Genomic DNA, 23,722 nt, shown 5'->3' with positions numbered 1-23,722 from the left:
TCAGTGGCTTGGACACTGCTGATGCTGCAGTCGCTTGACCAGGTCTTCCAAGGCGCTGAATTGTCGTTCCACCGCTTCGGTGAGTCGGAATTGCACCAGAGCCCGTTGCAAATTGTGCCCAGGCCGATCGCAGCGGAAATACACGTCGCCTTCCAGATGATCCGTGAGGAACCGCAGCCCCAGTTCCAGTGGAATCAGACGGATGCAGTGGGGCAGATAGTGCAGGTCCCAGTCATTCAGGAACCCACCAGCAACTGATAGGTAGCCCTTGAGAATGGCCTCACAGAGGTTCATATCGAATTCCACGTCGTCCAGGGTGAGGGTTTCTTCTCCAGCTGGATTGCAACAGGACCGTAAACAGTCGCCGATGTCGTAGTGGACGAGTCCCGGTTTGACTGTGTCCAGATCAATCAGTCCAATGGCCTGGCCGCTGGCCTCGTCAATCATCACGTTGTTGATCTTCGGGTCCCCGTGGATGGGACGGTGATGGAGTTCGCCGCGCGATAGAGCTGCTTCCAGAACATCCACGCCCTCGCGGCGCTGGTCTACAAACGCGCAGGCATCACGTTCGGCAGGGCCCAAGCGGCCCGTGGCCGTGGCGGCGACATCGAAGCGTTGGAGATAGGCCGGTGTGACATGGAAATTTTCCAGGGTGTCAGCCAGTTGATCGGTAGGCAGGTCACTGATCAGGTGGTGGAACATCCCGAGCCCGTACCCCACTTCCTTGGCGTGGGCGCTGTCCCTGATCACATCACTGGTGGTGGCTGCACCGATGTAGGTGATCGAGCGCCAGAACTCTCCGTTCTGTTCGATCCAGGGGGAGGCTTCTCTCCGACAGGGAACCACTCTGGGTACTTCCCAGCGGCGTCCCTTCAGTTGCGGCGGTGGAGACGCGAGGCGGCGTTCCATGTGGTCACCCAGGGCCTGCAGGTTCTGCATCACCAGGTCGGGACGATCGAACACGCTTGTGTTCAGGCGTTGCATGACAAAGGCACCGTCCTGTCCTTCGTGAGTCACAAGGAAGGTTTCGTTGACGTTGCCGGAGCCAAGGGAGCGGATGGCTTTGATCCCTTCGCGAGGATGGAAGCGATCAGCGATGGCTTCCAGGGCCTCAGTCATGAACGGTCGCATGGGTCTCAGGCCGCACCTTGCCGTTCTTCCGGTGCTCTGCCCCGTTCAGGTGTGCAGAACAGCAGCCGACTTAGGCCTCGAGCTGGCTTTCGATCACGTCCATCAATTGCAGGTAGGCCGGTGTTCCGGTCTCACCGTTCTCGTCGAGGGCCATCTTTCTGCGCATGGCCTGATTGGCATTGTCCGCAATCACGGCGTTCACCACGAGGTCGAGAGCTTTGGGGACATCCAGGTTTTGCAGAGCTTCTGCATACCGACGGCTATGGCTTGGTCGTACTGATTCCTGGCAGTAGCTGGAGAGTTCCCGGCTTTCCGTCATCACCTGATAGGCGGTTTCTTTTACGCCACCACGTCCATAAATCGCCATGTACAGCAGATTCACCATGGAAGCGTCGTGAGCTGGGATCGCGTATTTGCGGGCGATTTGAGGCCAATACCGTAGTGATTTCAAGCCCTCTAGTCCGCCTTTGCGCAGGCCTGCGGCTTCACACCACTGTTCCAGCTCCTCCATGGAATGGGGACAGCGGCCCTGATCGCGCATCTCCTTGGCCATCACTTGCCCGGCCTGGAAATTACGGGTTGGGCTGCCGGAGACGGGCAGCATCATGCTGCCGCGCACATCGGCCACCATGGCCGTGAGCTGGCTAAAGGTGTGGTCCCGTACCCGCTCGAAGTCGCCGTCACGCACCAGGGTGGATTCAATCCTTGGTACGGCGTAGCCCAGTTCTGTAAGAGGAAAGGGCTGACGGTGGTACAGCCGTTGCCGGTCGGGTCGTGCCATGGACACGGTGGCCGCTTGATCCAGACACTGGTTCAGCAGCAGGGTTAGGAGCGTTGGCAACACGCCTGGGTTGTCTTGATGGAAGCCGTAGCCGAACCCGGCGAACACCGACGCCATGTTTTTGGCGGCTTTGATGAACTGCCCTTCCACGTTGTGAACACCAGCGGAGACCTGGATGTTGGGGGACAGTTGGTCCATCAACTGGGCACCCAACATCGCTGTTAGGGCATTGGGATGGCAGAAGTTGGCCGTGAAGCTATCGAAAGGATTGCGTAGAGCTCCATGGCGGTGGAAGCCGGAGAAGAAGGCGAGCTCAGGTTGTTGTTCACAGAGCACATAGGCGCTGTTGCTGATCGGGTCATGGTTGAAGGATCCCGCCAAACAGGCCAGCACCACCTGCTCACGATTGAGCTCTTCCTTTAAACGACGGGCTTCGTGGAGGTCTTCCTCGATGTGATTGCTGTTGGCGCTAAGCACCACGAGCTCACAGCGCTCGATGAGATCGCTCAGGGTGTTGGCCACCAGTTCACCGCCGCTGCGATGGCCACCCATCTCAAGCACGGTCTCCACGTGCTCGTCATCCATGTTTGCAATCGTCTCTTGGGGGAAGGCTCCTAGGAGGTCCCGTCCAGGGCGGGGGGCGAGTAGCAGGCGCCCTTCCGTGTTCTGCATGGCGCAGTTGTACGCCAGTGAGGCGGGGTAGAGCCCGACGCTGTAGAAGCCGACCTTTCCGTTCGACAGCTCCTGCACACGCCGCCGTATCGCTCCGGCATCCAGGCTCTGGTCGAAGAAGGAGTTGCGCATCTGGCAAGACTAAGCAGCGCCCTGGGTGAAACTGCTCACAGCAGACAGATACTGTTTCCAATCACGATGAGGAGGTCTTTCGGCATCGTTTCTGGGTGGGATTGGGGTGATGAGTGACGGTAGAAGCGGGTTGGTTGAATTCACGCCAAAGACGATCAATAGAAGCTTTGACATTGGGTGATTCTCTTCGGAACTTTGGTAGATCCAAATTTTGGAATGTTTGAACGCAATCAATGATCTGACTGGAGTTTCAGGTGAATTCCTTGAGGGCGGCACCGTGCGCCTTTCTTTTGTTCTGTGCTTGGTTGGGCCCAGAGTCGGACATTGACGCCGATGACGTGCAGGTTGATGGGTCTGGTGTGGTCGGTCATCAGCTTTGAATTTGTTATAGAGCAATTTTGCAATCATGTGGATCTCATATTGCTTCTTAATCTTTAGGCTCTGGGGTGAATATTTTGCTGGTTTTGAAGTTTGAGTTTTGCTCCCTTGTTAACAAGTTAGCCTCAGATCAGGGTGGGTCAAAGGCCCATGATCAGTCTGTAATTTTGGTTGGAGCGTGTCCGCTCATTGAGGGACTGGATTTCTGGATAGGCTGAGAGATCTTCGTTGGGATAAAAAATGGGGAGGTAGCCGAGATATGCGTTGACTGCACAATCGGCGGCTGTCCAGCAATCCCCCACCAAAAACTTTTTCTTGCTGTAGAGGTCATTCAGTGTCGCCATCAGTCTTGGAAACTCCCGCTCCTTATTGGAGGGAACGAATAAAGCGATCGCCAGTGTGGAGTTGGCGAAAAGAATCCACTGGATGATGGAGGCGCGTGTTGCTGGGTCTTTGACTTCGTTGGTGTAATTCTCGGAGAGATACTGAAGAATGGCGCCTGACTCAAACAGCACTAATCCATTGCTGTCGTCTTTAAGGGCAGGTAGCTTGCCGAAAGGATTCACCTCCAAATAACTCGGCTCAAGATTTTGACGAGCTGCCAGGTCAATGTTGACGTAATTGTAGGAAATACCTTTTTCTGCCGCGTACCATTTCGGCATTGATACACGGGTCTTGGGGCCGCCGTAGAGATAAAGCGTCATCACTGGTTAGCGATCAAAACTATGCTAGCTCTTGTGATGCTCCCCGGCATTTTCATTGCCTAGCGGGTTGGTTTTTTTCGGGAGTCGTGATGGGTTTGCTGGGCAGGATTATGTTTAAAAGGGATTCAATTTTTAGTTTTAACCTGGCACTTCGAAGCCTTCAAAAGTTGCCCTTGTTTGATGGTTTTATGAATTTCTCTGTCGCCTGATTCCCCTTGATGTATCGATCGAGAGGTGGTGATGGCGTCTGGGCGGGCGTGTTCACTCCAAACACGTTGTAATGCGCTCAAGTCATTGTTCACATGCCTGTGTCCAGCCGTGATCTGCTGATGGCGTACCGCTGGCCTGCGGCGGTCGTCTTGTCCAGCCTGGTTTTGGCGGCCACGGCAGTCAAACTGCTGAGTAGGCCCATTCCTATCTCCATTGAAGGTGGGTTGCAGGTGGACAAACTTGTCCTTCCACCCAGCGTCACCATCCGCTCAGATACGCCTTTACCGGTGGTGGTGCAGGAGCAGGTGACCATCTCCGGAGATGTCCCTCTTGCGATTGAAGGCCCCGTGTCGGTGAAATCGATTGCGGGAGCTGTGACGGTGAATGCCGATGCACGGGTCAGCGGCCTTGACGGCGAGGTGTCCGTCAAGGCGGATCAACCGCTACCTGTGCGAGCCGATGTGTCTGTCGACAACAAAGTCACCATCGGCGGCAAGGTCGACATTCAGGGCAAGGTGAAGCCGACCTTGCTTCCTGTTCCAGGGCTCTGATCAGCGGTTGCGGGGGGGCTGGCCGTTGCCGACGGTCAGGCCCTGCTCCCAGCGGTTGAGTTGTCGCAGTCCTAAGGCCGACAGTGCAGCGGTCATCAAGCCGACGCTGCTCCAAATGTTGCCTTGTTCGATGCCCACAAGAACGGCGGAGCCCCAGAGCAGCGCCCAGGTCCATGGACGAGCCTTTTGAATGTTCGCCAAAGCTGCAGAGCAGCTGCGGCAATGGATGGTGTGGCTGAGGTACCGATCCATGAGCTCTGTTGTGCTTTGCCTGGGTGGTAGGCGTTGCCCTGCAAAGGGCTCGCCGCCGTTGGCGTTCAACCAGCGATGCAGGGCAGCGACGTAGACGTCTGAAGTTGTGGGCATAAAAAAGCTGCGCTCCACGGCGGAGCTACCGCCGGCCCGTTCCAGCACTCGTTCCTGCCAGTGCAGGAACACCTGATCGTCTTCCAACACTTTGTGGTTGCCGATGTGCTGCAACCATCGGGGACGTAATCCGATCAGCAAGCGGGGGATGGCTGATTGGAACTGGAAGGGGAAGCGGGCGAACAGGCGGCACTCGCCGCGTCGGATCGGGACGGCATACACAACGGTGAGGATGCGGCCGAACCCCTTGGCGGTGAGGTCGTGCCACATCAGTTGGGGCGCCCGAAAGCAGGTGGACTGGGCGCCGAGCTTGCCCCGGCGAGGCCCCTCCTCCCAGAACGCTTCGAAGCCATCAGCGTTTTCATGCGTGACGTTGGCTTCAACGGGGGCAGCGTTGTCCCGCTTGCCCACGGTTTTGTGGTGGGTGAAAGGAACGTGACTGACGTCGAGCACGTTTTCCAGCAGGGTCACCGCATCCATAGGGAGATCCCGGAACGTGTCCTGCACCGTCCAGCTTTCAGGGTTGTCTTCAAGAGCTGGAACCAGGGGGAGCTGACTTGGGTCTGCGGCATCGGGGGCACCCATCCAGACGAACAGCAGTCCCTGCCCTGTAGCTGTTGGCAAGCTGGCGCAGCGGGAGCGCCGGTTGTTGGGCTGGGTGTTCTCGAGCGCTTGCGGCACGCGCTTGCACTGGCCGCTGCCATCGAAACTCCAGCCGTGATAAGGACATTCGAGGAGCCCTTCGTCGTTGATCCGGCCTTCGCTGAGGGGAACCAGACGGTGGGGGCAGACATCGGGGAAGACGCGCCAGCTCGATTGGCCGAGATCCCACCAGATCACCAGATCCCGCTCTAGCAGGGTGAACCGACTCGGCTTCTTGGGGTCGAGGTCCTGCACATAGCTGATGGGCCACCACTGTTCGGTCCAGGTGGGGTGCATGGCGGGAGCTAGAGGAACGACATGTTCGCTAGCGGGGCGCTGGGGTGCGGTGTTTCGCTGCAGCGGGTGGCCATGGATCAGCCAAGCAAAGGGATTGTCGACTCCTCTGCCATCAGTTGTTCCCTGTCTCCGCCACTGGACTTCTCACTCGTTTGGAACTAAGGAGTTGCGCGAAGAAATTGCACTGTTGTGCATTCGTCTGAAGCGACATCTCTGAATCTCCATGCCCCGTCTGACGCCCGACCAGTTCCTGCAAGAGCTCACAGGTGCTGAAGACCTGTTGATCGTGCAGGACCTCGATGGCGTCTGCATGCAACTCGTGAAGGATCCACTGACACGGTGCATGGATCCTGCCTATGTGGAAGCAGTCGCTGCCCTGGATGGCCAATTCGCAGTGTTGACCAATGGTGAACATGAGGGCCGTCGCGGGGTGAACCGTCTTGTGGAACAGGCCCTTGCGGATCCTGATCTACCCAAACGCGTGGGCCGTTATCTGCCTGGTTTGGCGGCTGGAGGAGTGCAGTTGCAGGATCGCTTTGGCGACCTGAGCCATCCCGGCGTCTCGCAGGAGGAAATGACCTTCCTTGCTGAAGCCCCCAGCAGGATGGAATCCCTGCTGATGGAGCGGCTGCCGGCCCTGCTTCCGCAGCTGCATGGTGACGACCTGGCTCAGGTTGCCAAAGCCGCCGTGTTGGACACCCAGGTCTCACCGACGATCAATCTCAATGGGATTTTTGCTTTTGTCCCCGGTGATGTGACTTGTCAGCAGGCTCTTCAGGCGATGCTGTCGGAGCTGATGCATCAGTTGCTTGCCGAAGCTTCAGATCAGGGCTTGGAGGGGTCTTTCTTTCTACATGTGGCTCCCAACCTGGGCCGTGATGCACAAGGGGATGAACGGATCAAACCCGCTGCTTTCGGGGATGTCGGAACCACCGACATTCAATTCATGCTCACAGGCTCCATCAAGGAGGCTGGCCTTCTGGTGCTGCTCAATCAGCACATCAAGCGCCGTTGGGGTGAATCCCCCTTAGGTGATGCCTTCAATGTGAGAACGGCTCCCCACACCCCCGGTGCGCTGTTGGCCTTGGTGAAGGAGCGGATCCCCGCGGAACGGATGCCGTTGTTGGTGGGGGTGGGCGACACCGTTACCTCCACGGCATCAGCTGATGGCAAGGGTTGGCTGCGAGGCGGCAGTGATCGAGGGTTCCTCAACCTGTTGCAGGACCTCGGGGCCTGGTGTGGTCAACCCAACCGCGTTGTTCTCGTCGACAGCAGCCATGGCGAAGTGGATCGGCCCAGCCACGCCGATGGGAGCTTGCAAGGCATCACCGATCCAGAGGATTCCCTTCGGATTGACGTGCTGATGCCCGACGGTCCGGACCAGTACATCACCTGGTTCCGCCAGCTTTCCGCGCGTCGCTCTGCGGATCCTGTGCGCTAAATCACAACTGCGCTTGACCGGTGTCATCGGGGATCAACCCTGATTTGAGGAGGGTTGCTTCAGCACCAACTCACTTCTCATGTTTGCCAAAACCTGCGTTGTTCTCGCTGTCCTCAGCGGTACCGCCTTTCCGATCGTCGCCTTGTCGATTCATGCGGTGATGGAAGCTCAGATTGCCCCCTGCACTATTGATTTGCCAGCTTCAGAACCCATCTGTACGGATGCGGTTGCCGGCCTCAAGTTCGACCATCAGTTTCGCCGCAGTGGGATGTTCGCCTCCGCCGGTGAACGCAGCTGATTAAGAGAAGACCCGTTGATTGTGTCGACAAGCACCAACTCCACTCCGATCTGCTGTCTGGAAGAATCAGCGTTATCTGTTAGGTGCCGGTGACTGTCGTTGAGAGGGTTTTCCCGCCACTGAAGCGCGGACAGCTCACAACGTTGCAGGTCAATCTTGGGTACCGCTGCAACCAAAGCTGTGCCCATTGCCATGTGAATGCTGGGCCGACCCGCACCGAGATGATGACTGCGGATCTTCTGGCGTTGATTCCTCAGATTCTTGAGCGCCATGGGATCGCCTGCCTCGATCTCACGGGGGGAGCACCGGAGCTGCATCCGGGCTTTCGTGATTTGGTGCGGCAGGCACGATCACGCGGAACCGCGGTGATTGACCGCTGCAATCTCACAATCCTGAGTGAACCGGATCAGGAGGACCTGGCTGAATTCTTGGCGGATCAGGGTGTTTGCATCACAGCCTCCTTGCCCTGTTACAGCGCTGAGAATGTCGATCGCCAGAGAGGTGATGGCGTGTTTGAACGCAGCATCAGCGGCTTGCGGCAGCTCAATGCTCTGGGCTACGGAACGGGCGATCCCAATCGGCAGCTGGATCTCGTTTACAACCCCCTTGGCCCGGTTTTGCCTCCCCCCCAGCAGGCCTTGGAGGCTGATTACAAGACCGCATTGGCTGGGTTGGGGATCCGGTTTGATCGTCTACTGACGCTGGCCAACATGCCCATCCAACGGTTCGCCAGGCAATTGGAAATCAACAGCGAATTGCAGTCATATCAAGCCCTTCTGGAGGAAGCGCACAACCCCGAAAATCTGGAGTCTGTGATGTGCCGCCAGCTGATCAGTGTGGACTGGCAAGGCCATCTGTATGACTGCGATTTCAACCAGCAGCTCGGACTGCCCTGTCCCGGGGAGCTCCGTCACCTTCGTGATCTGATGCGCCTCTCAACCGTTCCAGCGGATCAGTCGATCCACACGGCTCAGCATTGTTTCGGCTGTACCGCTGGCGCAGGGTCAAGTTGTGGTGGAGCACTTCAGGGCTGATTCTCTCTTCATGGGCATAGTGGGGAGATATGTGTCGAGGCCATGCCGCTGAATCGCATTTGTTTCGCTGCAGTTGTTCTTCTGATGTCTGCGACGGGAGCCATGGCTGAGGCGCATGGCCAACCCAAACAGGCGATGTTCAGCACCAAAGCCGAAGCCGAAGCGGCTGCCCCAGGATTTGGTTGCACGGGTGCGCATCAGATGGGTGAGATGTGGATGGTTTGCGATAAGCACGGTGAGGCGGATCACCATGGAGCGCACTGATTCATGAGTGAAGGTGGGCACTGCGGCAGCAAGCCGAAGCGAATTGCGATCGGGGTAGCTCCTCTGGGCACCATCTCCATCGGCATCGTGCCGATGGGGGTCATCTGCATTGGGGTGGTGCCGATGGGGGTGGTTTCGATCGGTGTGGTGGCGATGGGCGTGATCAATGCAGCCATCGTTGGGATGGGATTGGTAGCGGTGGGTGTCAACACCATGGGTGTGATCACAGCAGGCCCGATGAGCATGGGGTTGATTCAGATTCGCTCCACGACCAACCCGCGCTATCTGGCCTATCCAAGTCGAGAGGAGGCGGAGGAGCAGGCACGCAAGTTGGGCTGCAAAGGAGTGCACCGCATGGGCGATCGCTACTGGATGCCCTGTAACGAGCACCCTCAGTAAGGCCGCCAAAGGAAGCTCCCCAAGGCTTCGCTTCACAAAAGCTTCGGAAGACTTCTGTTGCAGGCACCTTCTCAGAGGTCGTTCTGCTGGCTTCAGTGTGACAAAGAGGGGCGTACCCGATGTCATCGTCTCCACGTGAGCGTCTTCAATCCCTACTCAGTGCCCGATGGCTGGAGATGGGTGAGGTGTCGTTGATGCATCATCGCCAGGTTCAAGTGTTGTTGAACACCTTGAGGCGCGAAAAAGAGCTTGTTTCCGTGCAGCTCATTGACCTCCTTGTGACAGATCTCTACGACAGGGAATTTCGCGCTTAATGATCGGCTGTTAAGTGCTTATCCCTGGCACTTGGGGCAGATCGCGCGCACATTCAGGCTGGCTTCAATGAGTTGAAAGCCAACATGTTCTGCTGCAGCAGCCCCTGCTGCAAGAACGGATTCGCTTTCAAATTCTTCTGTCCGTCCGCAGCGGATGCAGACCACATGGTGATGTTGACGATGATCTTCGACGGCTAGCTCGAAGCGTCGTCCTCCCTCACTGAGTTCCAGTTCTTGGAGCAATCCCATGTCGGCCAGGAGGCGCAGGGTGCGATACACCGTGGCCAGGGATACCTTCATGTCGAGTGCCGCCAGCTGCTGGTGCACCTCCTCGGCACTGAGGTGACAACCGGATCCACAGTGTTCAAACAGTTCAAGAACACGTTTGCGCTGCGGGGTGAGTCGACGCCCGTCCTGATGCAGTCCCCGCTGCAAAGTTGTGTCAGTTGCGGCAGGCGCGGAGGACGATGTCACAGCTTCTCCTCGCTTGTTCTCAATAGTAGTCCTTAATGAGAGTGCCGTCTCGCCTCTATTTCATTGTCGTGATCTAATCCCATCGGTTGCCGATGAAGCAAGACGAATTCTGGTGATAACGTCCGCCAACGATGTCGTTCTGGTCGATGGAAACCCACGTCCTCACCTTCACGATCACCAAGTCATTTGCTGAATGGGTCGCCACCTATGACGCATCTCTGCCGCTTCAGAAAATCGCTGGTATTACTTCCCTCTACCGGGGAGTCAGTAAGGAGGACCCCACCAAGGTCTGCGCCGTGATGCAAGCCTCTCCCGGTGTGATGGAGCAATTCATCGCCGACAACACCGACATGATCGAGGCTTCAGGGCATGTGATTGAGAGCACCATCAGCCAGGTGTTCGTCGCCAGCTGATGGTTTGGCGTCCTGCGCGGGCCTGGACCAGCCAGAGCCCGGTTGCCGGTTATCGCCATTTCGAGTTGATCACGCAGGGTGGGAGCGGTGATCAGCGCTGGGTGGAATTGGCCGCTGTCCTGAAGCCATCCCATCGGGAGCGGGTGCTCTGGAGCGAGCTCAAAGATTCAAATCGCTGGAGCAGCGGCTGGCAGTCCATTCCTGAGGACGATGCGAATTCTCCAACTGAGTGATCCACACCTGGTGGCAGCTGATCAGGGTCTGGTGCGGGGAAGGCTGGCCCTCGCACGCCTGGAGCAAGCTCTGCGGGTTGGCTGCGCCATGGACCCCGATCTGGTTCTGGTCACGGGTGATCTGTGCCAGGACGAAAGCTGGGGTGGCTATGTCCGGCTGCGAACAGCCCTGACCAACCACGTGCGCTGCAAGGTTGCTCTGGTGCCCGGTAACCACGATCACCCGCTGTTGCTGGATGCGGTTTTTGGGAGGGCGTGCGTGACAGGCCCCGCTGATTTTGTGGTCAGAGGAGTGCGCTTGGTACTGCTGAACAGCCACAAGGTTTCTTCTGCAGCCGGTCAGCTCGGCTTGGCTCAGCTCCAGTGGCTGGAACGGCGTTTGCAGCATTCAGAGCGCCGTGATCTGCCCCTTGTGGTTGCTCTTCATCATCCTCCGATCGCCATCGGTGATGACGGCATGGATGCGATCCGGTTGCTTGATCAAGATTCTCTTGAGGCTGTGTTGCGTCCCCATCTCGCTCTGCGGGCGGTTTTGTTTGGCCATATTCATCAGCATTGGCTAGGCCACTGGGCGACGCGTCCTGATGTGTCACTCCTGGGCTGCCCTTCCACGCTTTGCAGTTTCAAGGCAGTGCAGGCTTGTCCCCTCGACCGAGCTGCTGATCCAGGCGGAAGGCTTCTCGACCTGTCGTCTGATGGAGATCTTCAGCATCAAGTGCTGCGTTGGTCTGACGTCAGCCCATCCCTTTCTGGGATGCGCGGAAGGCCTTGAGCTTGTCGATGTCTTTTTCTTCGTCGATGGAATAGTCCGTCAGGATCAAGGCCTTGCCAATGGTGCCCAGGGCATACTCGATCCGGTCGAGATCCCGACGTCCCTCTTGATCCAGCCTCGCTGAGCGAATCACTTCAGGGCGCAACTGATCGGCCAACTGCTCCAACGCCGATGCGATCGCTTTGGCCTGCTCGAGTGGCTCTGTTTGACCCATGAATCCTGAACAGATGCAACCAGTTGACTCTGGCAGCTCTTCTCAGAATCCCTTGGCGGTGGGGCGCTGACTCGAGAGGGAGACGTTGCCAAGGGGGTGCTGCTGGGCGGGCTGTTGCATTGCGGTTGGTGCAGCACCAGGTGCTGCCATGGCATTGAAAGCGAGGGACCAGCGCTCCCCTTCACCACGGAAGGGCATCACCGAATGGGGTTGCCAGGCCGGGAACACATAGAACTCTCCGGGGACGGGCAGCACGTAGTGCGCCATTCCGGTGCGGAACGATTGCAGATGCCAGTCTTCCGGACCGTGGAAGCAGAGTTGGCCATCAAAACTATTGGCATTGATCTGGGGTGGCACCTTTAGAAAGATCACCCCGGAAAAGCTGCCGCCATGGGTGTGGGTGGGGTTGTAGTCGCCTGCGGTCTGGCAATTGAGCCAGAGATCAATCATCTGCAAGCGGTATCGACCGGGAACCCAGGGGCCGCGACCTTGGGGAGGCTGACGGTCCATCACATGGCGGATCCAGCGATCACAGGCAGGCAGCAGGTGGTTGTTGCTGAGGTCCTGCACGCCTGGTTGGTCCGGCCGTAGTTCGCGTTGCTGACGCAGTTGACCGGCCAGCTTCGCTGATGCATCGGGGCTGGAATCAGGATTGGCGAGAACGCTTTCGCTTAGATCAATCAGCTGCTGGAGCAAAGGGTCCGGCAGGGTGCCCCGAAGGATGGAGCGTGGAAACAGATCGAGAACGTCCACCAATGACTGGTCTGCTGCAGGTCATCGTGGCAGCCCCAAAGTGGGTGGACTGTTCATGCCGATCGTGATGCTGCGCCACGCACTCCTGCTGCCTTTGGTGCTTGTGGGCTCCGTTGCTGTGGCGGCTCCTGATCTACTGGGGCAACAGGGGCCCACGACAGCCTTGCTGCAGGGAGGGACACTGCAGCTCAGTACCCGCCGAACTGCTGAGCGGTTCCCTGACGGCAACCGCATCTGGAAGGTTGAGCTGCATCGAGGCTCTCGACTCCTGGCCAGTTGGCCAGCAGCCAGTGGTGTTGCCGGGCGCCAAACCGCTGATCGCCGCTGGAGTCCCGGCAATGCTGCCCCCTTACCCGCCGGCGAGTACAGCTTGGGACGTCCCGAACCTTGGGGTAACGATCTTTGGTTTGACCTGACCCCTCGCTTCGACACCACTCGCAGTGCTCTGGGAATCCACCGCTGTTACCCCGGCATAGGGTGCATCTGCATTCCAAAGAGGGCTGACATCGATGCACTCGCAAGTTGGGTTAAGGCCTCGGGAATTCGCACTCTGAAGGTGGTGAACTGACTTTTTGCGGCCTTAATCAAAAATCGACTCTTGACGGGTCAACTCGGTTTTCAGCGAGATTGTTGAGCAATACAGACTGCTTCTTGAAACCAGCAGACGTATTGAATTCATCGTCACAGGGCTTTGGCTCATTTGAACAATGTCGTTGACTCATCGGAACGCCATCGAACATTTCACTGAGAGATATTCGTAGTGGACGCTTGGAGAAGCATCCAAATCGATGATTGATCGTGTCATCGGGCGCTGGTACACCAACTGACTTCTTCGTCGTAGGGGGAGTCGGTCCAGCGTTATCTCACCCTGATGAGTCGTCTTGCAACTTGCTCCCGTCTCATTTGGTCAAAGTCACTGCTTCATCGGAACGGTAATTGCCACTTTTCAAGGTCATCGTTGCTTTGAAGGGCAGCTTGACGGCGCCTCTTCACCCGATGATTCTGGCGAGCCATCGGGCGCTGGAGCAGAACTGACTCTTCTTCATGAGCGATGGAGAGTCAGTCCAGCGTTACCGCATTTGTCTTCGGCAGCTTTGAAACGAGACCTGGTTTCATTTGAGTGATGCCAACTTCTCATTTTTATGCAACGCCTGCGTGAGCCGGAGGCAAGATGAAATTTGAAGGTTCTCGCGAGGCACCTTCAATTCGATGACTTATCCGGGTCATCAAGCTGGGGTTACAGCTGACTCTTCTTCATGAGCGACGGAGAGTCAGTCCAGCCAATTTTGTTTTGATTGCAATTTTATTTTCATGGCTAAGAGCAAAGGTGTTCGAATTGTTGTCACTCTTGAATGTACAGAGTGCAGAACAGCTGCAACTTCCGAAAAACGCTCGCCAGGTGTATCCCGTTATACGACCACAAAAAATCGGAGAAATACTCCCGATAGGCTTGAGCTCATGAAGTTCTGCCCGCAGCTCAACAGAATGACATTGCATCGTGAAATCAAGTGATAAGAGAAAGAGTTTATCTGTGCTGGTTTTGGAATAATTGAATTGCTCAAAAGCTCTAATGTGAGATAGGAAGATGCACGCTTATAAGCAGTTTTATCTTCCTGATGTAACTTTGCCTAGGTGTCGCTGATGAGCTCCCATGAGCACAATTGGCGATGAGGGGATAGCGGATTCGATTCATGCCAGCGTGGCTCTTCTCTCTTGGTTCCAAGTGAATACCATGGCAATGCTCATTGTCAATGATTGGCGAATTATTGATTGATCAGCTCTTAGGCGTTTGAATGTTTTTGCGTATCAATACGATTGGCCATTGGTAGAATTTAAGACGACCCTTGAGCAGCAATCAGGCTAATTTCTAGGCAACTGCATTCTAGTCATGACAAACATCGAAGCATTTGCCCATATCATTGACTTGGCAAACCGAACCACTGATAAGACTACCTATGACTATTTAATGCAGGAGGCTCAGGAGATCATGAGAGATAAACAGACAGAAGATATAAGCTATTGTGATTTTGCGGAGTTGGTGAAAGAGCGGCTTGAAAATGAATCGCAAAGACTCAAGATTGACTGATTTTGACTCAACCCAAAAGGGATTGCGGCATCGGTGGATATGGTTGGGTGAAGCTAATGGCAGTCACTGAAGCGCATTGTGAGGGAACTGTTGTTGCTTCGGCTTGGCACTGACTCGTCAATCCTGTTCTTGGCAGACCAGCCAGTCAGGCTTCATGTTTAGGCGCTAGCCGAGAATGACTTGTGGATTCCATGGGAACCAGCCTGAGAACCCACTTGTGGTTTGTCACACCGTTCTCAAGCCTTGCCACTCCACCACCACTGATTCATGGAAGATCGAGAGAGTTGATCCCTCAGTCTGGGGTTGCATTGGTCACGTTGTCATTGCTCAAAGGAATCTCGCTGTAGCGGCATTGGAAGCACATCTTTCCAGGGAGCCAGCGAATATTTGTTTGAACAGTTCATTCCAGCCGGAGCTGTTCCTGCAATGGATTCGCTGCTGTCGAATTCATTGGCGTCGTCTGGCCCTTTTCCCCTCCAGGTTCAAGGGTCAGTCAGACGTGCACTAAAAACAGTATTAATGTCGGTGCTGATTGGGTTGCTTTTTGCGCTAATCAATCGCCTGCATGAGTCTTTCCCACTCTGGCCCTGCTCTCTGATGTCCCGTAAGACAACTCGTCTCACCAACCTTGATGCATCAGTTTTAGAAGCAGAGATGCGTTGTGGAACTGAATGGCCGATTGGTCTTATTGATGCTATTGCACAAGCCCATCAGACCACAGTTCGATGCGTTACTGAGCGGCGTCGAGTGTTGCGTCCCACCGTTTGGCATGATCCCTATAATCCACACTCCACCAGTAATTCGTAATGCTGATGTTTTGCTAGGTCTCAGGAGCAAAAAATAATAGGCAAAATATTGCTCCATTGTTTTGATGCCTTTTTTTGGCTTTGATATGAACGTTGGTGGAATTGCCCATAGTCTTCAATCTGGTGGTAAGGATGGTTCGAAGTCATCGCATATGCATTGCCTTCTGGATGGGCATCACTAAAGGTGTCGCTCTTCCTTTCGATCAATTGACTCGATCAACGTTTTAGATTTAACATGCTCTTGATGCGTTAATTACGTGGCTGTGCTGTCAAGTCTTGATAATAGTTAGGTCGCCCTTGGACGGGGTTCGGCAAAAACATAAGTGATTTACTCCTCGTCAATAATTTCGAGGGGTAGATCTCTTTTTTATTCTGTATTTAAAAGACAAGCCATGGGTGGATGAACCATGGCTCGCCTGAGCCTGCAAAACCCCTGCAGGCTCAGGCAAAATCTAAAGACTCTTCTTCTGTGCCTGCGCATTCATTTGATACTTCGAATGCTCTCAATTGCTTTTGTGATTTGTTGTGGATGCCGGTGGATTTTTGCAGCTAACAGGATCCAGCATGTTCTTGATTGATCCACTGCTTGCTACAATTAGTCTTTCCTGCTGTCTCCATTGATGCGGTCAAGGTTTAATTTGTGCAAATGATTCTTTTTCTGGTTAAATAAGACCTACCCCTAAAAAGTAATGTAAAAATAAGGCGAATTTGATCGGGCCAATTCTTAAGTTGCGAATGCCACATTTTTTTGAAAATGCAGTCTTATGGAAGTTCGTCAGTCAGTTATGACTGGTGGGCTGGAAACTCAGGCGTGGCTAAACGCAGCGGCTCTTTTATTGCAGCCCATGCAGCCCATGCAGGCTTGATCATGTTTTGGGCTGGTGCCTTCACCTTGTTTGAGTTGGCCCGTTATGACGGAACACTGCCAATGGGAGAACAAGGGCTGATTTTGATTCCACATCTTGCCGGCCTTGGCTTCGGCGTAGGAGAAGGTGCTGTAATCATTGACCAGCAACCCCTCATCGCGATCGCAGCATTCCATCTGGTTTCATCTGCTGTACTTGGAGCAGCTGGAATCTGGCATACGCTTCGAGCTCCCAAAGACCTTTCAGAAGCTGAGGGCCGCGCCCAAAAGTTTCACTTTGAATGGAGTGATGGCAAAAAGCTCACTTTCATCCTGGGTCATCACCTGATTTTTCTCGGCCTCGGAGTCATCGCCTTCGTTGAATGGGCAAAGCGCCATGGAATTTACGACAGCGCCATCGGATCTGTTCGACGGGTTGAACCAAACATTGACCTTGGCATGGTGTGGGGTTATCAGGCTAATTTTCTTTCCATCAGCAGTCTTGAGGACGTGATGGGTGGCCATGCTGTATTGGCCTTCATTCTCACGATTGGTGGTGTTTGGCATATCATCTCCAGCCCTTTCGGTCCCTTCAAAAAGGTCTTGATCTACAACGGGGAGTCAATTTTGTCTTACTCGCTTGCAGGTATAGCTCTGATGGGATTTGTGACCGCCATTTGGTGTGCTCAAAACACAACAATTTACCCCGTTGAGCTGTATGGCGATCCATTGAAATTGAATTTCGCTTTCTCTCCCTACTTCAGCGACGCAACTACTCTTGAAGGTGGTGCCCACTCAGCCCGGGCTTGGCTGGCCAATACGCACTTCTACCTTGCATTCTTCTTCCTGCAGGGGCATTTTTGGCATGCCTTGCGCGGCATGGGCTTTAACTTCAAGCGCGTTTCTGAGGCGCTTGACAACATGGGAAATTCCAAGATCAGTGCCTGATTGATCTGCCGTTTCTGATGTACCCCTCATCTCAGTGAGATGGGGGGATTTTTTTGTTTCGTGATTCGGCCGAACGTCCGCCTTGTCTGATTATTTCTGAAACCACATCATCCTTTTCCTGGATTATTTCGTCTTGTAGGTAACCTTTTAACGATATTTTTTCAGGCTGCTGTGCAGATATCCACTTCGTCATCATGAGACCCATCGACCGTCTCGCATCAAACATTTCAAGGGCTGAAGGAGTAATGCAAGGCCTTGTCGAGCTCCTGCCTGGCCTGTTGTGTATTGGATGGATTCTCTAGATGAGGACTTTTGTCTTTGTGTGTGTCGACAAAATGTCGCCCTATCGCCTGCGATTTTGTTCTTTGTGTCTCGTTTTGGTTGCCTCAATCCTTTGATCGCCGCTTTGGGTGATGCCTGCCAGCAGCTGGGATTTGCCCTTGGTTTTGGCTTGTGTCAATCCTCTTCGTCCCTTAAGAAATTTGGTGGGGTATCGGTAGACACGGATGTGTCCGTCAACGTATATCCGTGGTCGAATCGCTCCGGTGGTGCATCACCGTCGATCACACAACATTCATCGTCGATGCGCAGATTGCAGCGAACGGATCAGATGGCATCCGATGACGGGGTGGTCTGTAGCACCGACGTTCCTCTGGCAGAGCACTACAACGGAGTCAATCCAGCACCTTCATCGGTTTCATGGACGTCAGCTTCTGGATGATTGTCGGCTTTCTCCTTGCGGCGTACTCCGTCGTCGCGAACGACTCTCTTCAGACTCTCGGCACCTACATCTCGTCCAACAAAAAACGCACGCCAAAGCCGGTGCAGATGTTTTTCATCTGCACGGTGACAAGCGCGGTGTTGATGCTGGGCTGGGCTCTCTCAAACGGCGATCCCGCCTGGGGAAGGCTCAGTGTTCCCGGCAGAGAGTTCCCTTTGCCCGAACCTTTTTCCTGGGTGTATGTACTCCCACCCCTTGCGGTTTTGGCATTAACCCGATGGGGGGCGCCAGTGAGTACGTCGTTTTTGGTGTTGTCCTCCTTCCAACCGGCCAACATCGGCACCTTGATCAATAGCTCTCTGACGGGCTACGTCCTCGCCTTCTCCGTTGGCCTTGCCGCCTATGGCCTGGGCATGTGGTTGCTGGAGCGCTGGGTGTTCCGCTGCTCTGAGGAGGGCAAGGATCCCAGCAAAGTCTGGTACTTACTTCAGTGGTGCTCCACCGGTTTCCTCTGGAGCATGTGGTTGGTGCAGGACTTGGCCAATATCTTCGTGTTCCTGCCCCGTCAGCTTGGGTTCGTCCCGATGCTGATCTCCACGCTGGTGCTCTGCGTGGGCCTATGTGTTCTGGTAGCCACTGGGGGTGGACCTATTCAGGCTGTACTCCGCTCGAAGACCAACACGTCCGATCTTCGTTCGGCCACGGTGATCGACTTCTTTTTTGGCCTTTGTCTGCTCTACAAGGCGTTTCTTTCGACGTTCCCTTTGAGCACCACCTGGGTGTTTTTGGGGCTGCTCGGCGGTCGAGAGATTGCCCTGAGGATCAAGGAAAGGGAATTCGAGTACGTGTTCACCAACCAGGAAAGCGGCACTCTCGCCAAAATCATTGGTAGTGATCTTTGGAAAGCCGCCATCGGCGTGGTGGTGAGTCTGGTGATTGCCCTCAGCATCCAGCCTCTCGCTCAGTTCACTGCAGGTTGACCGCTTGATCTCATGGCAGTTCCCAGATCCACGTCCAGAGATTCCGGTGGTCGCTTTCAGGCCAGCAAGGAACCCAAGGCCAAGCCGGTGCAGGTTTGGTTGAAGCCTGATGTCTTGCAACGGCTCGACACCTACTGCGCCTTTTACGGCGTCGGTCGTGGTCGGGCCATTGGCCACCTTCTGCAGGGTGCTCTGCCTGACCCCAACTGGTTGCCCCCGGTGATTGATTTGCTGGAGGAAGCTGAGCCTGCTGCTGCACGTGGAAACGAGCCTGATCATTCACAACATGAACATGAACATGAACATGAACAGGGGCAGGCGTTGACGCCGATGCCTTGTTTTCATGTGGGTGATCGTGTGTGCAACAAGGCCAGCGGCCGTTGCGGTGTGATTGCTGATGAGCCCCTTCTTTGGGTCGAGCCGGGGCCATCTCCCACCGGAATGCGCGGTGAAGGGCATTGGAGTTACGCCGTGTCCTGGGACGGTCAGCTGGGATTAACGATCCGTTATGCGGAGTATCTGCTTGTCTCAGAGGGTGTGGCCTGAGTCGCCTGATCCTGTGGTCAGCCGATGAATCCATGGCTAGGGCAGAGAGGGATGAGGCTCTGCATGGGACGTTGTGTTCTCCTATCGCTTTTGCTTCCCTGGTTGATGGGAGGGTCGGTGCTTGCCAAGCCTGAGCCGCAGCTCAGTGCCAGACAGACCATCCTCGAGGCGAACCGCCATCTGATCGCCGATGGTTGGCGTCCTGCCCCTGAACAAATGCCAACGCCGGAAGAGCGGCGCTGGTCGTCTGTTGCACTCAAAAGTCTCTCTGCCTGTTCCGGCACAGGCGTTGGCTTCTGCCGTTTTGATTACCGACGTGATCTGCAGCGGTTGTCGGTGGTGACAGTACCCAGTAAACCGGGCCGCCCTTCTGTTGGTCGCGTCGATCGTTGGTGGTGATTAGGGGTTGAGCGATTGCTCCTGCCAGTGCGTTGCCGCGCTCCAACGCGTGCGTTGATGGGGATGAGGCCCCAGGTGGAGTCGCTCGACGGTCTCTATCTGCAACCGCAGCACCATGAAATGGCTCGGCAGTGGTGACGTTTCACTGAGTTGCTCGGGGAAAGCTGCTGAGGGATCCAGTGGATCGGCCGGTGTGGGCCAGCCCCAGACAGCACGCCCTGTATCGGAGAGCTGTTGCCAGCGCTGCTGACAGAGTTCAGCTTGTTCGGCAGGTGTGATCAGCTGCACCATGCCGCGAAGCCTGAACTGCTGGCGGGCTTTGGGGAACAGCCAGCACAGTTCTGCTGCTCCATCGTTGGAGAGTTCTTTCCCTTTCTCGCTGCGTTGATCTGTGAATAGTTCGAGCTGGTCCACATCGGGCCAGCCTCGGAACACCAACGTCCGCACTCGGGGCGTTCGATCGCGCCCCGTCGTGGCCAGTTGCACCCAGCGGGCGCTAACGGAGCGCCCCTCCCGCTGCAAGGCAGCGCGCAGCAGAGGTCTCCAGGGGGGCAAGGCCTCAGTCATGGCAGATCGAACAAGCGGGCTTGCTCGGCAGCGGCACGCACCACGATGGCGTGGCGCTGCACCAGCGGGGTGAGGGCGTCATAACCACCACCGATAACGGTCGCGGTTGGAATTCTGCGGCGCAGACAGGCATCGAGCACGAGTCGATCCCGCATCATTAATCCCGCATCGCTGAGTGCAAGTCGGCCGAGCCGATCATCGCGGTGGGGATCGACGCCGGCGTTGAAGAGAACCAGTTCCGGCGCGGTGTTGTCCAAGACGTCCGGCAATCGATCGGCAATGGCGGCGAGATAGTCGTCATCGCTGGTGTGATCGGCGAGGGCAATGTCGATATCCCCCTGCACTTTGCGCAAGGGGAAATTGCTTGCGGCGTGCACCGAGAGGGTGGTCACCCTGGGGTCGTGTTGAAAACAGGCTGCTGAACCATCTCCCTGGTGCACGTCGAGATCAATGATCAGAATCCGCTGCACTTCCCCTGTTGTCAGCAACACCCGTGCGGCGACAGCACAGTCGTTAAAGATGCAGAAGCCACTCCCGAAGTCGGGGTGGGCATGGTGGGTGCCGCCAGCCAGATGACATGCCAGGCCTCGCTGTAGAGCCAGGCGTGCCGTTAACAAGGTGCCGCCCACGGCGAGCCAGGTGCGCTGCACTAACGGGCGTGTGGCTGGGAGCCCAATGCGGCGTTGCGCCGGATGGGTCAGGCGGTCGCGGCTGAAGGCTTCGTGATAAGTGCGGGGATGCACATGTTCCAGATCCTTGCGGGCGATGCTCAAGGGCCGATGGACCTGGTTGGCCTGAATCACCCCCTGCTCCAGCAGAAGTTGATGCAGCAGCCGGAACTTCGCCATCGGAAAGCGATGGGTGCTCGGCAGCGGAGCGGAGTAGCACGGGTGGTAGACGACCGAAAGCGTCAAGGGGTTGTTCTCACCCAAGAGGTCTCAGGCCCATTCAAGGATCAGGCAGGCTGCTGGTGCAGCAACCAATCGTTGAAGCCACTGGTGTTGAGTTCGCTGATGCAGCTCTGAATTTTGCGCAGATGGCTCTGCTTGATCTGGGTGAGCCGTTGGCCCTCTTCGGATGATGCTCCGACGCGGATTCGCTGTTGGTTGAGGAGGTCCATTTCGCGATCCAGATGCTCCATCAGGTTGAGCAGTGCGTATCCCTGCTTGACCTCTTGCGCGCTCAGCTGCTTTGCGAAGTAACCCATGCAGCGCCCCCTTAAGGATCGCTTAATTATTTCATGATGAGACTCGCAGGTCTCTTGCATGGGCTCAATAAAAAGGCCCCCGGATTGAACGGAAGCCTTTGGCCCGCGTGTGAGGGGTGTCTCGCCCCCGAGCTGAGTGTGGTCTCAGCGTGCGGATTAAGGATGACCAGGCTGTGCCAAGGAAGTTTCCAAGTGTGACTCCCTCGGCATGGAGTGGGTTGAGCTGAAGTGCAAATCCGGGATTTCAAGTTTCTGCTGGGGCCAGATCAGGCTGGTCCCTGTGCTTGAGCTGATCCGTAAAACCCCATAGACAACTTCGCTTCCGAGATCGATGCGTGCATTGCAGCTGCGGGTTGTGATCCCGTCTTGGTGGCTCATCCGCCAGCGCCCCAGGCGCCTTGCTTGCAGCATGACATCGGGTTCAAGCTTCAGTTGAAGGCTGTTGTCGTCGAGCGTGACGCTACAGATAGCTTCTCTGGTGCCATTCCTGCAAACTGTCTGTTCAAGCTCAGTGGCCTTGGCTGCCTCTGGTTCGATGACAAATGCGGCGATAAGCGCTGCGAACAGCATCGGGAACGATCGCTGAAGCTGAATCACTTGCGGTCAGTTTGGGACAAGCTTGTCGGTAGAGACACACCGGGCCCAGCCGGTTGATGGCAGCTCAGGGTTGTCACGATCAGCAATTTTGTAGATCAGCTTGAACTGGCAGAAGCCAGCGGCATCTTTCTTTGGTGGAACATGAACACGTACTTCCGGCAGCTGCAGCAGAAGCTCTTGCTTGGCTTGAGGTTTGGAATAAAACGACGTGCCTGGTTTGACGGTGAAAACAGCTGCTTGCCCTGCAGGCAGCAGCGTGTAAAACAGAAATCCAGCCGTCAGAAATCCGCGCATTCGGCTGAAGTGGGTGGGGCAAAGCTAAGAAGCGTCGGTTCCACCGTCAACGTCAGGCCTGACTCTCCGATCAGCTCTCGTAGATCGAACTGGTTATGGTTTGTTGGGTTTGATTCATGGACATGGGTGACTACGGAACAGCGATCTGGGTCACCATCGGCTTAACAGTCATCATCACAGTTCCTGTCGTTTGGCAATTTCTTCAGCCAAACGACGATGATTTCGGAGACCTCACGCGTAGAAAGTGAGCCAACACGAAGCCGTCACCATCCGTTGCTGGCAATTGACGGGTGAAACAGCCCTCGAAGACATGGTTCTCGGTGTCGACGAACGTGCTGTTCGCGATGACATCAATGTTTTGTCCTCCGAAGATTTTGATGCCTGTTTGGCGATCGTTTTATGTCGTATGGGTCTGAATTTCTACGCACACCTTTCGCAAGTGGTGGGGCATTACAAGGGGGACCCCAATGGGATCTGGGACCGCAGTCGAGGCGGCGGTGCTCCCGAAGGAACGGCCTATGAAATCAGGCCGATCAGTCGTATTCATCGGGTTCCGGATGCTTTGATCGGTCCCGATTGCTCCGATGGAGTTGGGGTCGCCCATCGAGTTGCGGTGATGCACTATCTGCTCGACATGGGCTGACCTCTTCAACGGATAGATTTGATGTGGCCTTCAATGTCAGAACTGTGATCGAACAGTGTCGCTTTCTAGTGCCAATCATCGCCGTTAAGATTGCTTCTGAATGAGACAGGGATAGATCACATGCGACCCATTGAAAATGCTTCTGAATATCCCCGTCCCCCCTTGATTGAGCTGGTGTCGGGTTCTGTTGATATTTGGATTTTGGGAGAGTTGATTGCTCAAGATCAGCGCTATGTGCGTGTCTGTGAGACATTTCACCCTCCAACGATTTATCTTCATCCTTCGGCTTTTAAACCTGGCACGCTCCACCCTTCAACGGGGCGGCCGTCGTTTTGCGAATGGAAAGGAGTTGCTTCTTACTGGGATGTCAGCGCTGTTGATGGAACCAGTCGTCGTGTTCGTGCGGGGTGGAGCTATCCCGATCCAACCCAATCGTTTGCTCTCTTAGCCGGATGGATCAGTATTTATCCAAGAAGCGTTGATGGTTGCAGGTTGGAAGGGGAGACGGTTTTGGCACAGCCAGGTTTGTTCTACGGAGGCTGGATTACTCCGTGGATACGTGGTCCGTTTAAGGGGGATCCCAACCATCCGGAACTGATATGAACAGGACG

General features: G+C 55.6%; 32 protein-coding genes. 20 read left to right on the top strand and 12 right to left on the bottom strand.

The features are described from left to right. The 3 genes from FZZ88_RS10925 to FZZ88_RS10915 form a co-directional block, all read right to left on the bottom strand. Positions 1 to 1,119: a phosphotransferase enzyme family protein gene (locus tag FZZ88_RS10925; RefSeq protein WP_166017360.1), complete on the bottom strand. Its 1,119-nt coding sequence runs from the start codon at positions 1,117 to 1,119 to the stop codon at positions 1 to 3. Between the two features lie 82 nt (positions 1,120 to 1,201). Then, positions 1,202 to 2,716: a hypothetical protein gene (locus FZZ88_RS10920; protein ID WP_166017172.1), complete on the bottom strand. Its 1,515-nt coding sequence runs from the start codon at positions 2,714 to 2,716 to the stop codon at positions 1,202 to 1,204. 518 nt (positions 2,717 to 3,234) lie between these two features. Continuing rightward, entirely contained in the window at positions 3,235 to 3,798 is a 564-nt protein-coding gene (locus tag FZZ88_RS10915; RefSeq protein WP_166017171.1) for a glutathione S-transferase family protein, read from the bottom strand. Between the two features lie 302 nt (positions 3,799 to 4,100). Here FZZ88_RS10915 and FZZ88_RS10910 point away from each other — a divergent pair, with 302 nt between their 5' ends. Then, positions 4,101 to 4,559, top strand: coding sequence for a hypothetical protein (locus FZZ88_RS10910; protein ID WP_166017170.1), 459 nt, complete (start codon positions 4,101 to 4,103; stop codon positions 4,557 to 4,559). Here the strand turns inward: FZZ88_RS10910 and FZZ88_RS10905 are convergent, their stop codons facing one another. Next, a complete protein-coding gene (locus FZZ88_RS10905) occupies positions 4,560 to 5,864 on the bottom strand; it encodes a Rieske 2Fe-2S domain-containing protein (RefSeq protein ID WP_166017169.1) in 1,305 nt (434 codons plus the stop codon). 223 nt (positions 5,865 to 6,087) lie between these two features. Here FZZ88_RS10905 and stpA point away from each other — a divergent pair, with 223 nt between their 5' ends. The 6 genes from stpA to FZZ88_RS10875 all read left to right on the top strand — a co-directional run bounded on the left by stpA (position 6,088) and on the right by FZZ88_RS10875 (position 9,614). Further along, positions 6,088 to 7,305, top strand: a complete 1,218-nt coding sequence (gene stpA, locus FZZ88_RS10900) for a glucosylglycerol 3-phosphatase (RefSeq protein ID WP_166017168.1) — start codon at positions 6,088 to 6,090, stop codon at positions 7,303 to 7,305. A 79-nt stretch (positions 7,306 to 7,384) separates the two neighbouring features. Then, a complete protein-coding gene (locus tag FZZ88_RS10895; protein WP_166017167.1) occupies positions 7,385 to 7,603 on the top strand; it encodes a hypothetical protein in 219 nt (72 codons plus the stop codon). Between the two features lie 89 nt (positions 7,604 to 7,692). After that, the gene (arsS, locus tag FZZ88_RS10890) at positions 7,693 to 8,637 is read left to right on the top strand and encodes an arsenosugar biosynthesis radical SAM (seleno)protein ArsS (protein ID WP_226423678.1); all 945 of its coding nucleotides are present in this window, start codon (positions 7,693 to 7,695) and stop codon (positions 8,635 to 8,637) included. An 84-nt stretch (positions 8,638 to 8,721) separates the two neighbouring features. Next, positions 8,722 to 8,901: a DUF3721 domain-containing protein gene (locus FZZ88_RS10885; RefSeq protein ID WP_226423677.1), complete on the top strand. Its 180-nt coding sequence runs from the start codon at positions 8,722 to 8,724 to the stop codon at positions 8,899 to 8,901. A gap of 3 nt (positions 8,902 to 8,904) precedes the next feature. Continuing rightward, positions 8,905 to 9,300, top strand: coding sequence for a hypothetical protein (locus tag FZZ88_RS10880; RefSeq protein WP_115025176.1), 396 nt, complete (start codon positions 8,905 to 8,907; stop codon positions 9,298 to 9,300). Positions 9,301 to 9,419: 119 nt separating this feature from the next. Then, the gene (locus FZZ88_RS10875; RefSeq protein WP_115025175.1) at positions 9,420 to 9,614 is read left to right on the top strand and encodes a hypothetical protein; all 195 of its coding nucleotides are present in this window, start codon (positions 9,420 to 9,422) and stop codon (positions 9,612 to 9,614) included. Positions 9,615 to 9,632: 18 nt separating this feature from the next. Here the strand turns inward: FZZ88_RS10875 and FZZ88_RS10870 are convergent, their stop codons facing one another. Continuing rightward, the gene (locus tag FZZ88_RS10870) at positions 9,633 to 10,088 is read right to left on the bottom strand and encodes a Fur family transcriptional regulator (protein ID WP_166017164.1); all 456 of its coding nucleotides are present in this window, start codon (positions 10,086 to 10,088) and stop codon (positions 9,633 to 9,635) included. Between the two features lie 146 nt (positions 10,089 to 10,234). On the opposite strand from FZZ88_RS10870, the gene FZZ88_RS10865 reads away from it, so the two are divergent. Genes FZZ88_RS10865 through FZZ88_RS10855 form a run of 3 tightly spaced genes read left to right on the top strand, consistent with a single transcriptional unit; the run spans position 10,235 to position 11,506 of the window. Continuing rightward, complete coding sequence (locus FZZ88_RS10865) at positions 10,235 to 10,501, top strand: DUF3764 family protein (RefSeq protein WP_115025365.1); 267 nt, start codon at positions 10,235 to 10,237, stop codon at positions 10,499 to 10,501. After that, positions 10,501 to 10,734 (top strand): TIGR02450 family Trp-rich protein, encoded by a 234-nt coding sequence (locus tag FZZ88_RS10860; RefSeq protein WP_166017163.1) that lies wholly within the window; start codon positions 10,501 to 10,503, stop codon positions 10,732 to 10,734. The genes FZZ88_RS10865 and FZZ88_RS10860 overlap by 1 nt, the downstream gene beginning before the upstream one ends. Next, on the top strand, positions 10,712 to 11,506 hold the full coding sequence (locus tag FZZ88_RS10855; RefSeq protein ID WP_166017162.1) for a metallophosphoesterase: 795 nt from the start codon (positions 10,712 to 10,714) through the stop codon (positions 11,504 to 11,506). Before FZZ88_RS10860 ends, FZZ88_RS10855 begins: the two co-directional genes overlap by 23 nt. Here FZZ88_RS10855 and FZZ88_RS10850 read toward each other — a convergent pair. Next, positions 11,469 to 11,720 carry a hypothetical protein gene (locus FZZ88_RS10850; protein ID WP_166017161.1) on the bottom strand — a complete coding sequence of 84 codons (252 nt, stop codon included), beginning with the start codon at positions 11,718 to 11,720 and terminating at the stop codon, positions 11,469 to 11,471. The two genes, FZZ88_RS10855 and FZZ88_RS10850, sit on opposite strands and share 38 nt — an antisense overlap. A gap of 42 nt (positions 11,721 to 11,762) precedes the next feature. Continuing rightward, positions 11,763 to 12,473, bottom strand: a complete 711-nt coding sequence (locus FZZ88_RS10845) for a putative 2OG-Fe(II) oxygenase (protein ID WP_166017160.1) — start codon at positions 12,471 to 12,473, stop codon at positions 11,763 to 11,765. A 40-nt stretch (positions 12,474 to 12,513) separates the two neighbouring features. Between FZZ88_RS10845 and FZZ88_RS10840 the strand changes: the two genes are divergently transcribed. From FZZ88_RS10840 to FZZ88_RS10810, 8 genes are all read left to right on the top strand, one after another. Beyond that, positions 12,514 to 13,041, top strand: coding sequence for a hypothetical protein (locus FZZ88_RS10840; RefSeq protein ID WP_370520007.1), 528 nt, complete (start codon positions 12,514 to 12,516; stop codon positions 13,039 to 13,041). A gap of 743 nt (positions 13,042 to 13,784) precedes the next feature. After that, positions 13,785 to 13,985 (top strand): 50S ribosomal protein L33, encoded by a 201-nt coding sequence (gene rpmG / locus FZZ88_RS10835; RefSeq protein WP_115025170.1) that lies wholly within the window; start codon positions 13,785 to 13,787, stop codon positions 13,983 to 13,985. Positions 13,986 to 14,124: 139 nt separating this feature from the next. Further along, the gene (locus tag FZZ88_RS12195; protein WP_255606288.1) at positions 14,125 to 14,247 is read left to right on the top strand and encodes a hypothetical protein; all 123 of its coding nucleotides are present in this window, start codon (positions 14,125 to 14,127) and stop codon (positions 14,245 to 14,247) included. A 114-nt stretch (positions 14,248 to 14,361) separates the two neighbouring features. Next, positions 14,362 to 14,559 carry a hypothetical protein gene (locus tag FZZ88_RS10830; RefSeq protein ID WP_115025169.1) on the top strand — a complete coding sequence of 66 codons (198 nt, stop codon included), beginning with the start codon at positions 14,362 to 14,364 and terminating at the stop codon, positions 14,557 to 14,559. A 1,560-nt stretch (positions 14,560 to 16,119) separates the two neighbouring features. After that, positions 16,120 to 17,157 carry a chlorophyll a/b binding light-harvesting protein gene (locus tag FZZ88_RS10825; protein WP_166017358.1) on the top strand — a complete coding sequence of 346 codons (1,038 nt, stop codon included), beginning with the start codon at positions 16,120 to 16,122 and terminating at the stop codon, positions 17,155 to 17,157. A gap of 699 nt (positions 17,158 to 17,856) precedes the next feature. Continuing rightward, complete coding sequence (locus FZZ88_RS10820) at positions 17,857 to 18,858, top strand: hypothetical protein (RefSeq protein WP_166017159.1); 1,002 nt, start codon at positions 17,857 to 17,859, stop codon at positions 18,856 to 18,858. Between the two features lie 12 nt (positions 18,859 to 18,870). Continuing rightward, on the top strand, positions 18,871 to 19,404 hold the full coding sequence (locus tag FZZ88_RS10815) for a hypothetical protein (protein ID WP_166017158.1): 534 nt from the start codon (positions 18,871 to 18,873) through the stop codon (positions 19,402 to 19,404). 63 nt (positions 19,405 to 19,467) lie between these two features. Next, positions 19,468 to 19,803: a hypothetical protein gene (locus tag FZZ88_RS10810; protein ID WP_115025165.1), complete on the top strand. Its 336-nt coding sequence runs from the start codon at positions 19,468 to 19,470 to the stop codon at positions 19,801 to 19,803. Here FZZ88_RS10810 and FZZ88_RS10805 read toward each other — a convergent pair whose 3' ends face one another. The 5 genes from FZZ88_RS10805 to FZZ88_RS10785 all read right to left on the bottom strand — a co-directional run bounded on the left by FZZ88_RS10805 (position 19,804) and on the right by FZZ88_RS10785 (position 22,468). After that, complete coding sequence (locus FZZ88_RS10805) at positions 19,804 to 20,370, bottom strand: pyridoxamine 5'-phosphate oxidase family protein (RefSeq protein ID WP_166017157.1); 567 nt, start codon at positions 20,368 to 20,370, stop codon at positions 19,804 to 19,806. Continuing rightward, positions 20,367 to 21,284, bottom strand: a complete 918-nt coding sequence (locus FZZ88_RS10800; protein ID WP_166017156.1) for a histone deacetylase — start codon at positions 21,282 to 21,284, stop codon at positions 20,367 to 20,369. Before FZZ88_RS10800 ends, FZZ88_RS10805 begins: the two co-directional genes overlap by 4 nt. Before the next feature lie 41 nt (positions 21,285 to 21,325). Further along, a complete protein-coding gene (locus FZZ88_RS10795; protein ID WP_115093540.1) occupies positions 21,326 to 21,577 on the bottom strand; it encodes a hypothetical protein in 252 nt (83 codons plus the stop codon). Between the two features lie 156 nt (positions 21,578 to 21,733). Continuing rightward, positions 21,734 to 22,147, bottom strand: a complete 414-nt coding sequence (locus FZZ88_RS10790; protein WP_166017155.1) for a hypothetical protein — start codon at positions 22,145 to 22,147, stop codon at positions 21,734 to 21,736. A 33-nt stretch (positions 22,148 to 22,180) separates the two neighbouring features. Next, positions 22,181 to 22,468: a hypothetical protein gene (locus tag FZZ88_RS10785; protein ID WP_166017154.1), complete on the bottom strand. Its 288-nt coding sequence runs from the start codon at positions 22,466 to 22,468 to the stop codon at positions 22,181 to 22,183. A gap of 244 nt (positions 22,469 to 22,712) precedes the next feature. Here FZZ88_RS10785 and FZZ88_RS10780 point away from each other — a divergent pair, with 244 nt between their 5' ends. After that, on the top strand, positions 22,713 to 23,111 hold the full coding sequence (locus tag FZZ88_RS10780) for a hypothetical protein (protein ID WP_166017153.1): 399 nt from the start codon (positions 22,713 to 22,715) through the stop codon (positions 23,109 to 23,111). A 120-nt stretch (positions 23,112 to 23,231) separates the two neighbouring features. Then, complete coding sequence (locus tag FZZ88_RS10775) at positions 23,232 to 23,714, top strand: DUF427 domain-containing protein (RefSeq protein ID WP_166017152.1); 483 nt, start codon at positions 23,232 to 23,234, stop codon at positions 23,712 to 23,714. The last annotated feature ends 8 nt before the right edge of the window (positions 23,715 to 23,722 follow it).

The organism is Synechococcus sp. PH41509, from assembly GCF_020514285.1.
Classification (GTDB): Bacteria; Cyanobacteriota; Cyanobacteriia; order PCC-6307; family Cyanobiaceae; genus Parasynechococcus.
The sequence above is the reverse complement of the archived record's forward strand: the minus strand, read 5'-3'. Positions and strand labels throughout refer to the sequence as shown.

Coding starts and splice junctions, on each gene's coding strand:
- FZZ88_RS10805 (WP_166017157.1), bottom strand. CDS start 20,370: ATGACTGAGGCCTTGCCCCCCTGGAGACCTCTGCTGCGCGCTGCCTTG.
- FZZ88_RS10825 (WP_166017358.1), top strand. CDS start 16,120: ATGCAGTCTTATGGAAGTTCGTCAGTCAGTTATGACTGGTGGGCTGGA.
- FZZ88_RS12195 (WP_255606288.1), top strand. CDS start 14,125: ATGAGCACAATTGGCGATGAGGGGATAGCGGATTCGATTCATGCCAGC.
- FZZ88_RS10830 (WP_115025169.1), top strand. CDS start 14,362: ATGACAAACATCGAAGCATTTGCCCATATCATTGACTTGGCAAACCGA.
- rpmG (WP_115025170.1), top strand. CDS start 13,785: ATGGCTAAGAGCAAAGGTGTTCGAATTGTTGTCACTCTTGAATGTACA.
- FZZ88_RS10865 (WP_115025365.1), top strand. CDS start 10,235: ATGGAAACCCACGTCCTCACCTTCACGATCACCAAGTCATTTGCTGAA.
- FZZ88_RS10910 (WP_166017170.1), top strand. CDS start 4,101: ATGCCTGTGTCCAGCCGTGATCTGCTGATGGCGTACCGCTGGCCTGCG.
- FZZ88_RS10905 (WP_166017169.1), bottom strand. CDS start 5,864: ATGCACCCCACCTGGACCGAACAGTGGTGGCCCATCAGCTATGTGCAG.
- FZZ88_RS10820 (WP_166017159.1), top strand. CDS start 17,857: ATGGACGTCAGCTTCTGGATGATTGTCGGCTTTCTCCTTGCGGCGTAC.
- FZZ88_RS10885 (WP_226423677.1), top strand. CDS start 8,722: ATGTCTGCGACGGGAGCCATGGCTGAGGCGCATGGCCAACCCAAACAG.
- stpA (WP_166017168.1), top strand. CDS start 6,088: ATGCCCCGTCTGACGCCCGACCAGTTCCTGCAAGAGCTCACAGGTGCT.
- FZZ88_RS10895 (WP_166017167.1), top strand. CDS start 7,385: ATGTTTGCCAAAACCTGCGTTGTTCTCGCTGTCCTCAGCGGTACCGCC.
- FZZ88_RS10880 (WP_115025176.1), top strand. CDS start 8,905: ATGAGTGAAGGTGGGCACTGCGGCAGCAAGCCGAAGCGAATTGCGATC.
- FZZ88_RS10860 (WP_166017163.1), top strand. CDS start 10,501: ATGGTTTGGCGTCCTGCGCGGGCCTGGACCAGCCAGAGCCCGGTTGCC.
- FZZ88_RS10775 (WP_166017152.1), top strand. CDS start 23,232: ATGCGACCCATTGAAAATGCTTCTGAATATCCCCGTCCCCCCTTGATT.
- FZZ88_RS10790 (WP_166017155.1), bottom strand. CDS start 22,147: ATGCTGTTCGCAGCGCTTATCGCCGCATTTGTCATCGAACCAGAGGCA.
- FZZ88_RS10925 (WP_166017360.1), bottom strand. CDS start 1,119: ATGACTGAGGCCCTGGAAGCCATCGCTGATCGCTTCCATCCTCGCGAA.
- FZZ88_RS10795 (WP_115093540.1), bottom strand. CDS start 21,577: ATGGGTTACTTCGCAAAGCAGCTGAGCGCGCAAGAGGTCAAGCAGGGA.
- FZZ88_RS10815 (WP_166017158.1), top strand. CDS start 18,871: ATGGCAGTTCCCAGATCCACGTCCAGAGATTCCGGTGGTCGCTTTCAG.
- FZZ88_RS10855 (WP_166017162.1), top strand. CDS start 10,712: ATGCGAATTCTCCAACTGAGTGATCCACACCTGGTGGCAGCTGATCAG.
- FZZ88_RS10785 (WP_166017154.1), bottom strand. CDS start 22,468: ATGCGCGGATTTCTGACGGCTGGATTTCTGTTTTACACGCTGCTGCCT.
- FZZ88_RS10810 (WP_115025165.1), top strand. CDS start 19,468: ATGGGACGTTGTGTTCTCCTATCGCTTTTGCTTCCCTGGTTGATGGGA.
- FZZ88_RS10875 (WP_115025175.1), top strand. CDS start 9,420: ATGTCATCGTCTCCACGTGAGCGTCTTCAATCCCTACTCAGTGCCCGA.
- FZZ88_RS10850 (WP_166017161.1), bottom strand. CDS start 11,720: ATGGGTCAAACAGAGCCACTCGAGCAGGCCAAAGCGATCGCATCGGCG.
- FZZ88_RS10915 (WP_166017171.1), bottom strand. CDS start 3,798: ATGACGCTTTATCTCTACGGCGGCCCCAAGACCCGTGTATCAATGCCG.
- FZZ88_RS10920 (WP_166017172.1), bottom strand. CDS start 2,716: ATGCGCAACTCCTTCTTCGACCAGAGCCTGGATGCCGGAGCGATACGG.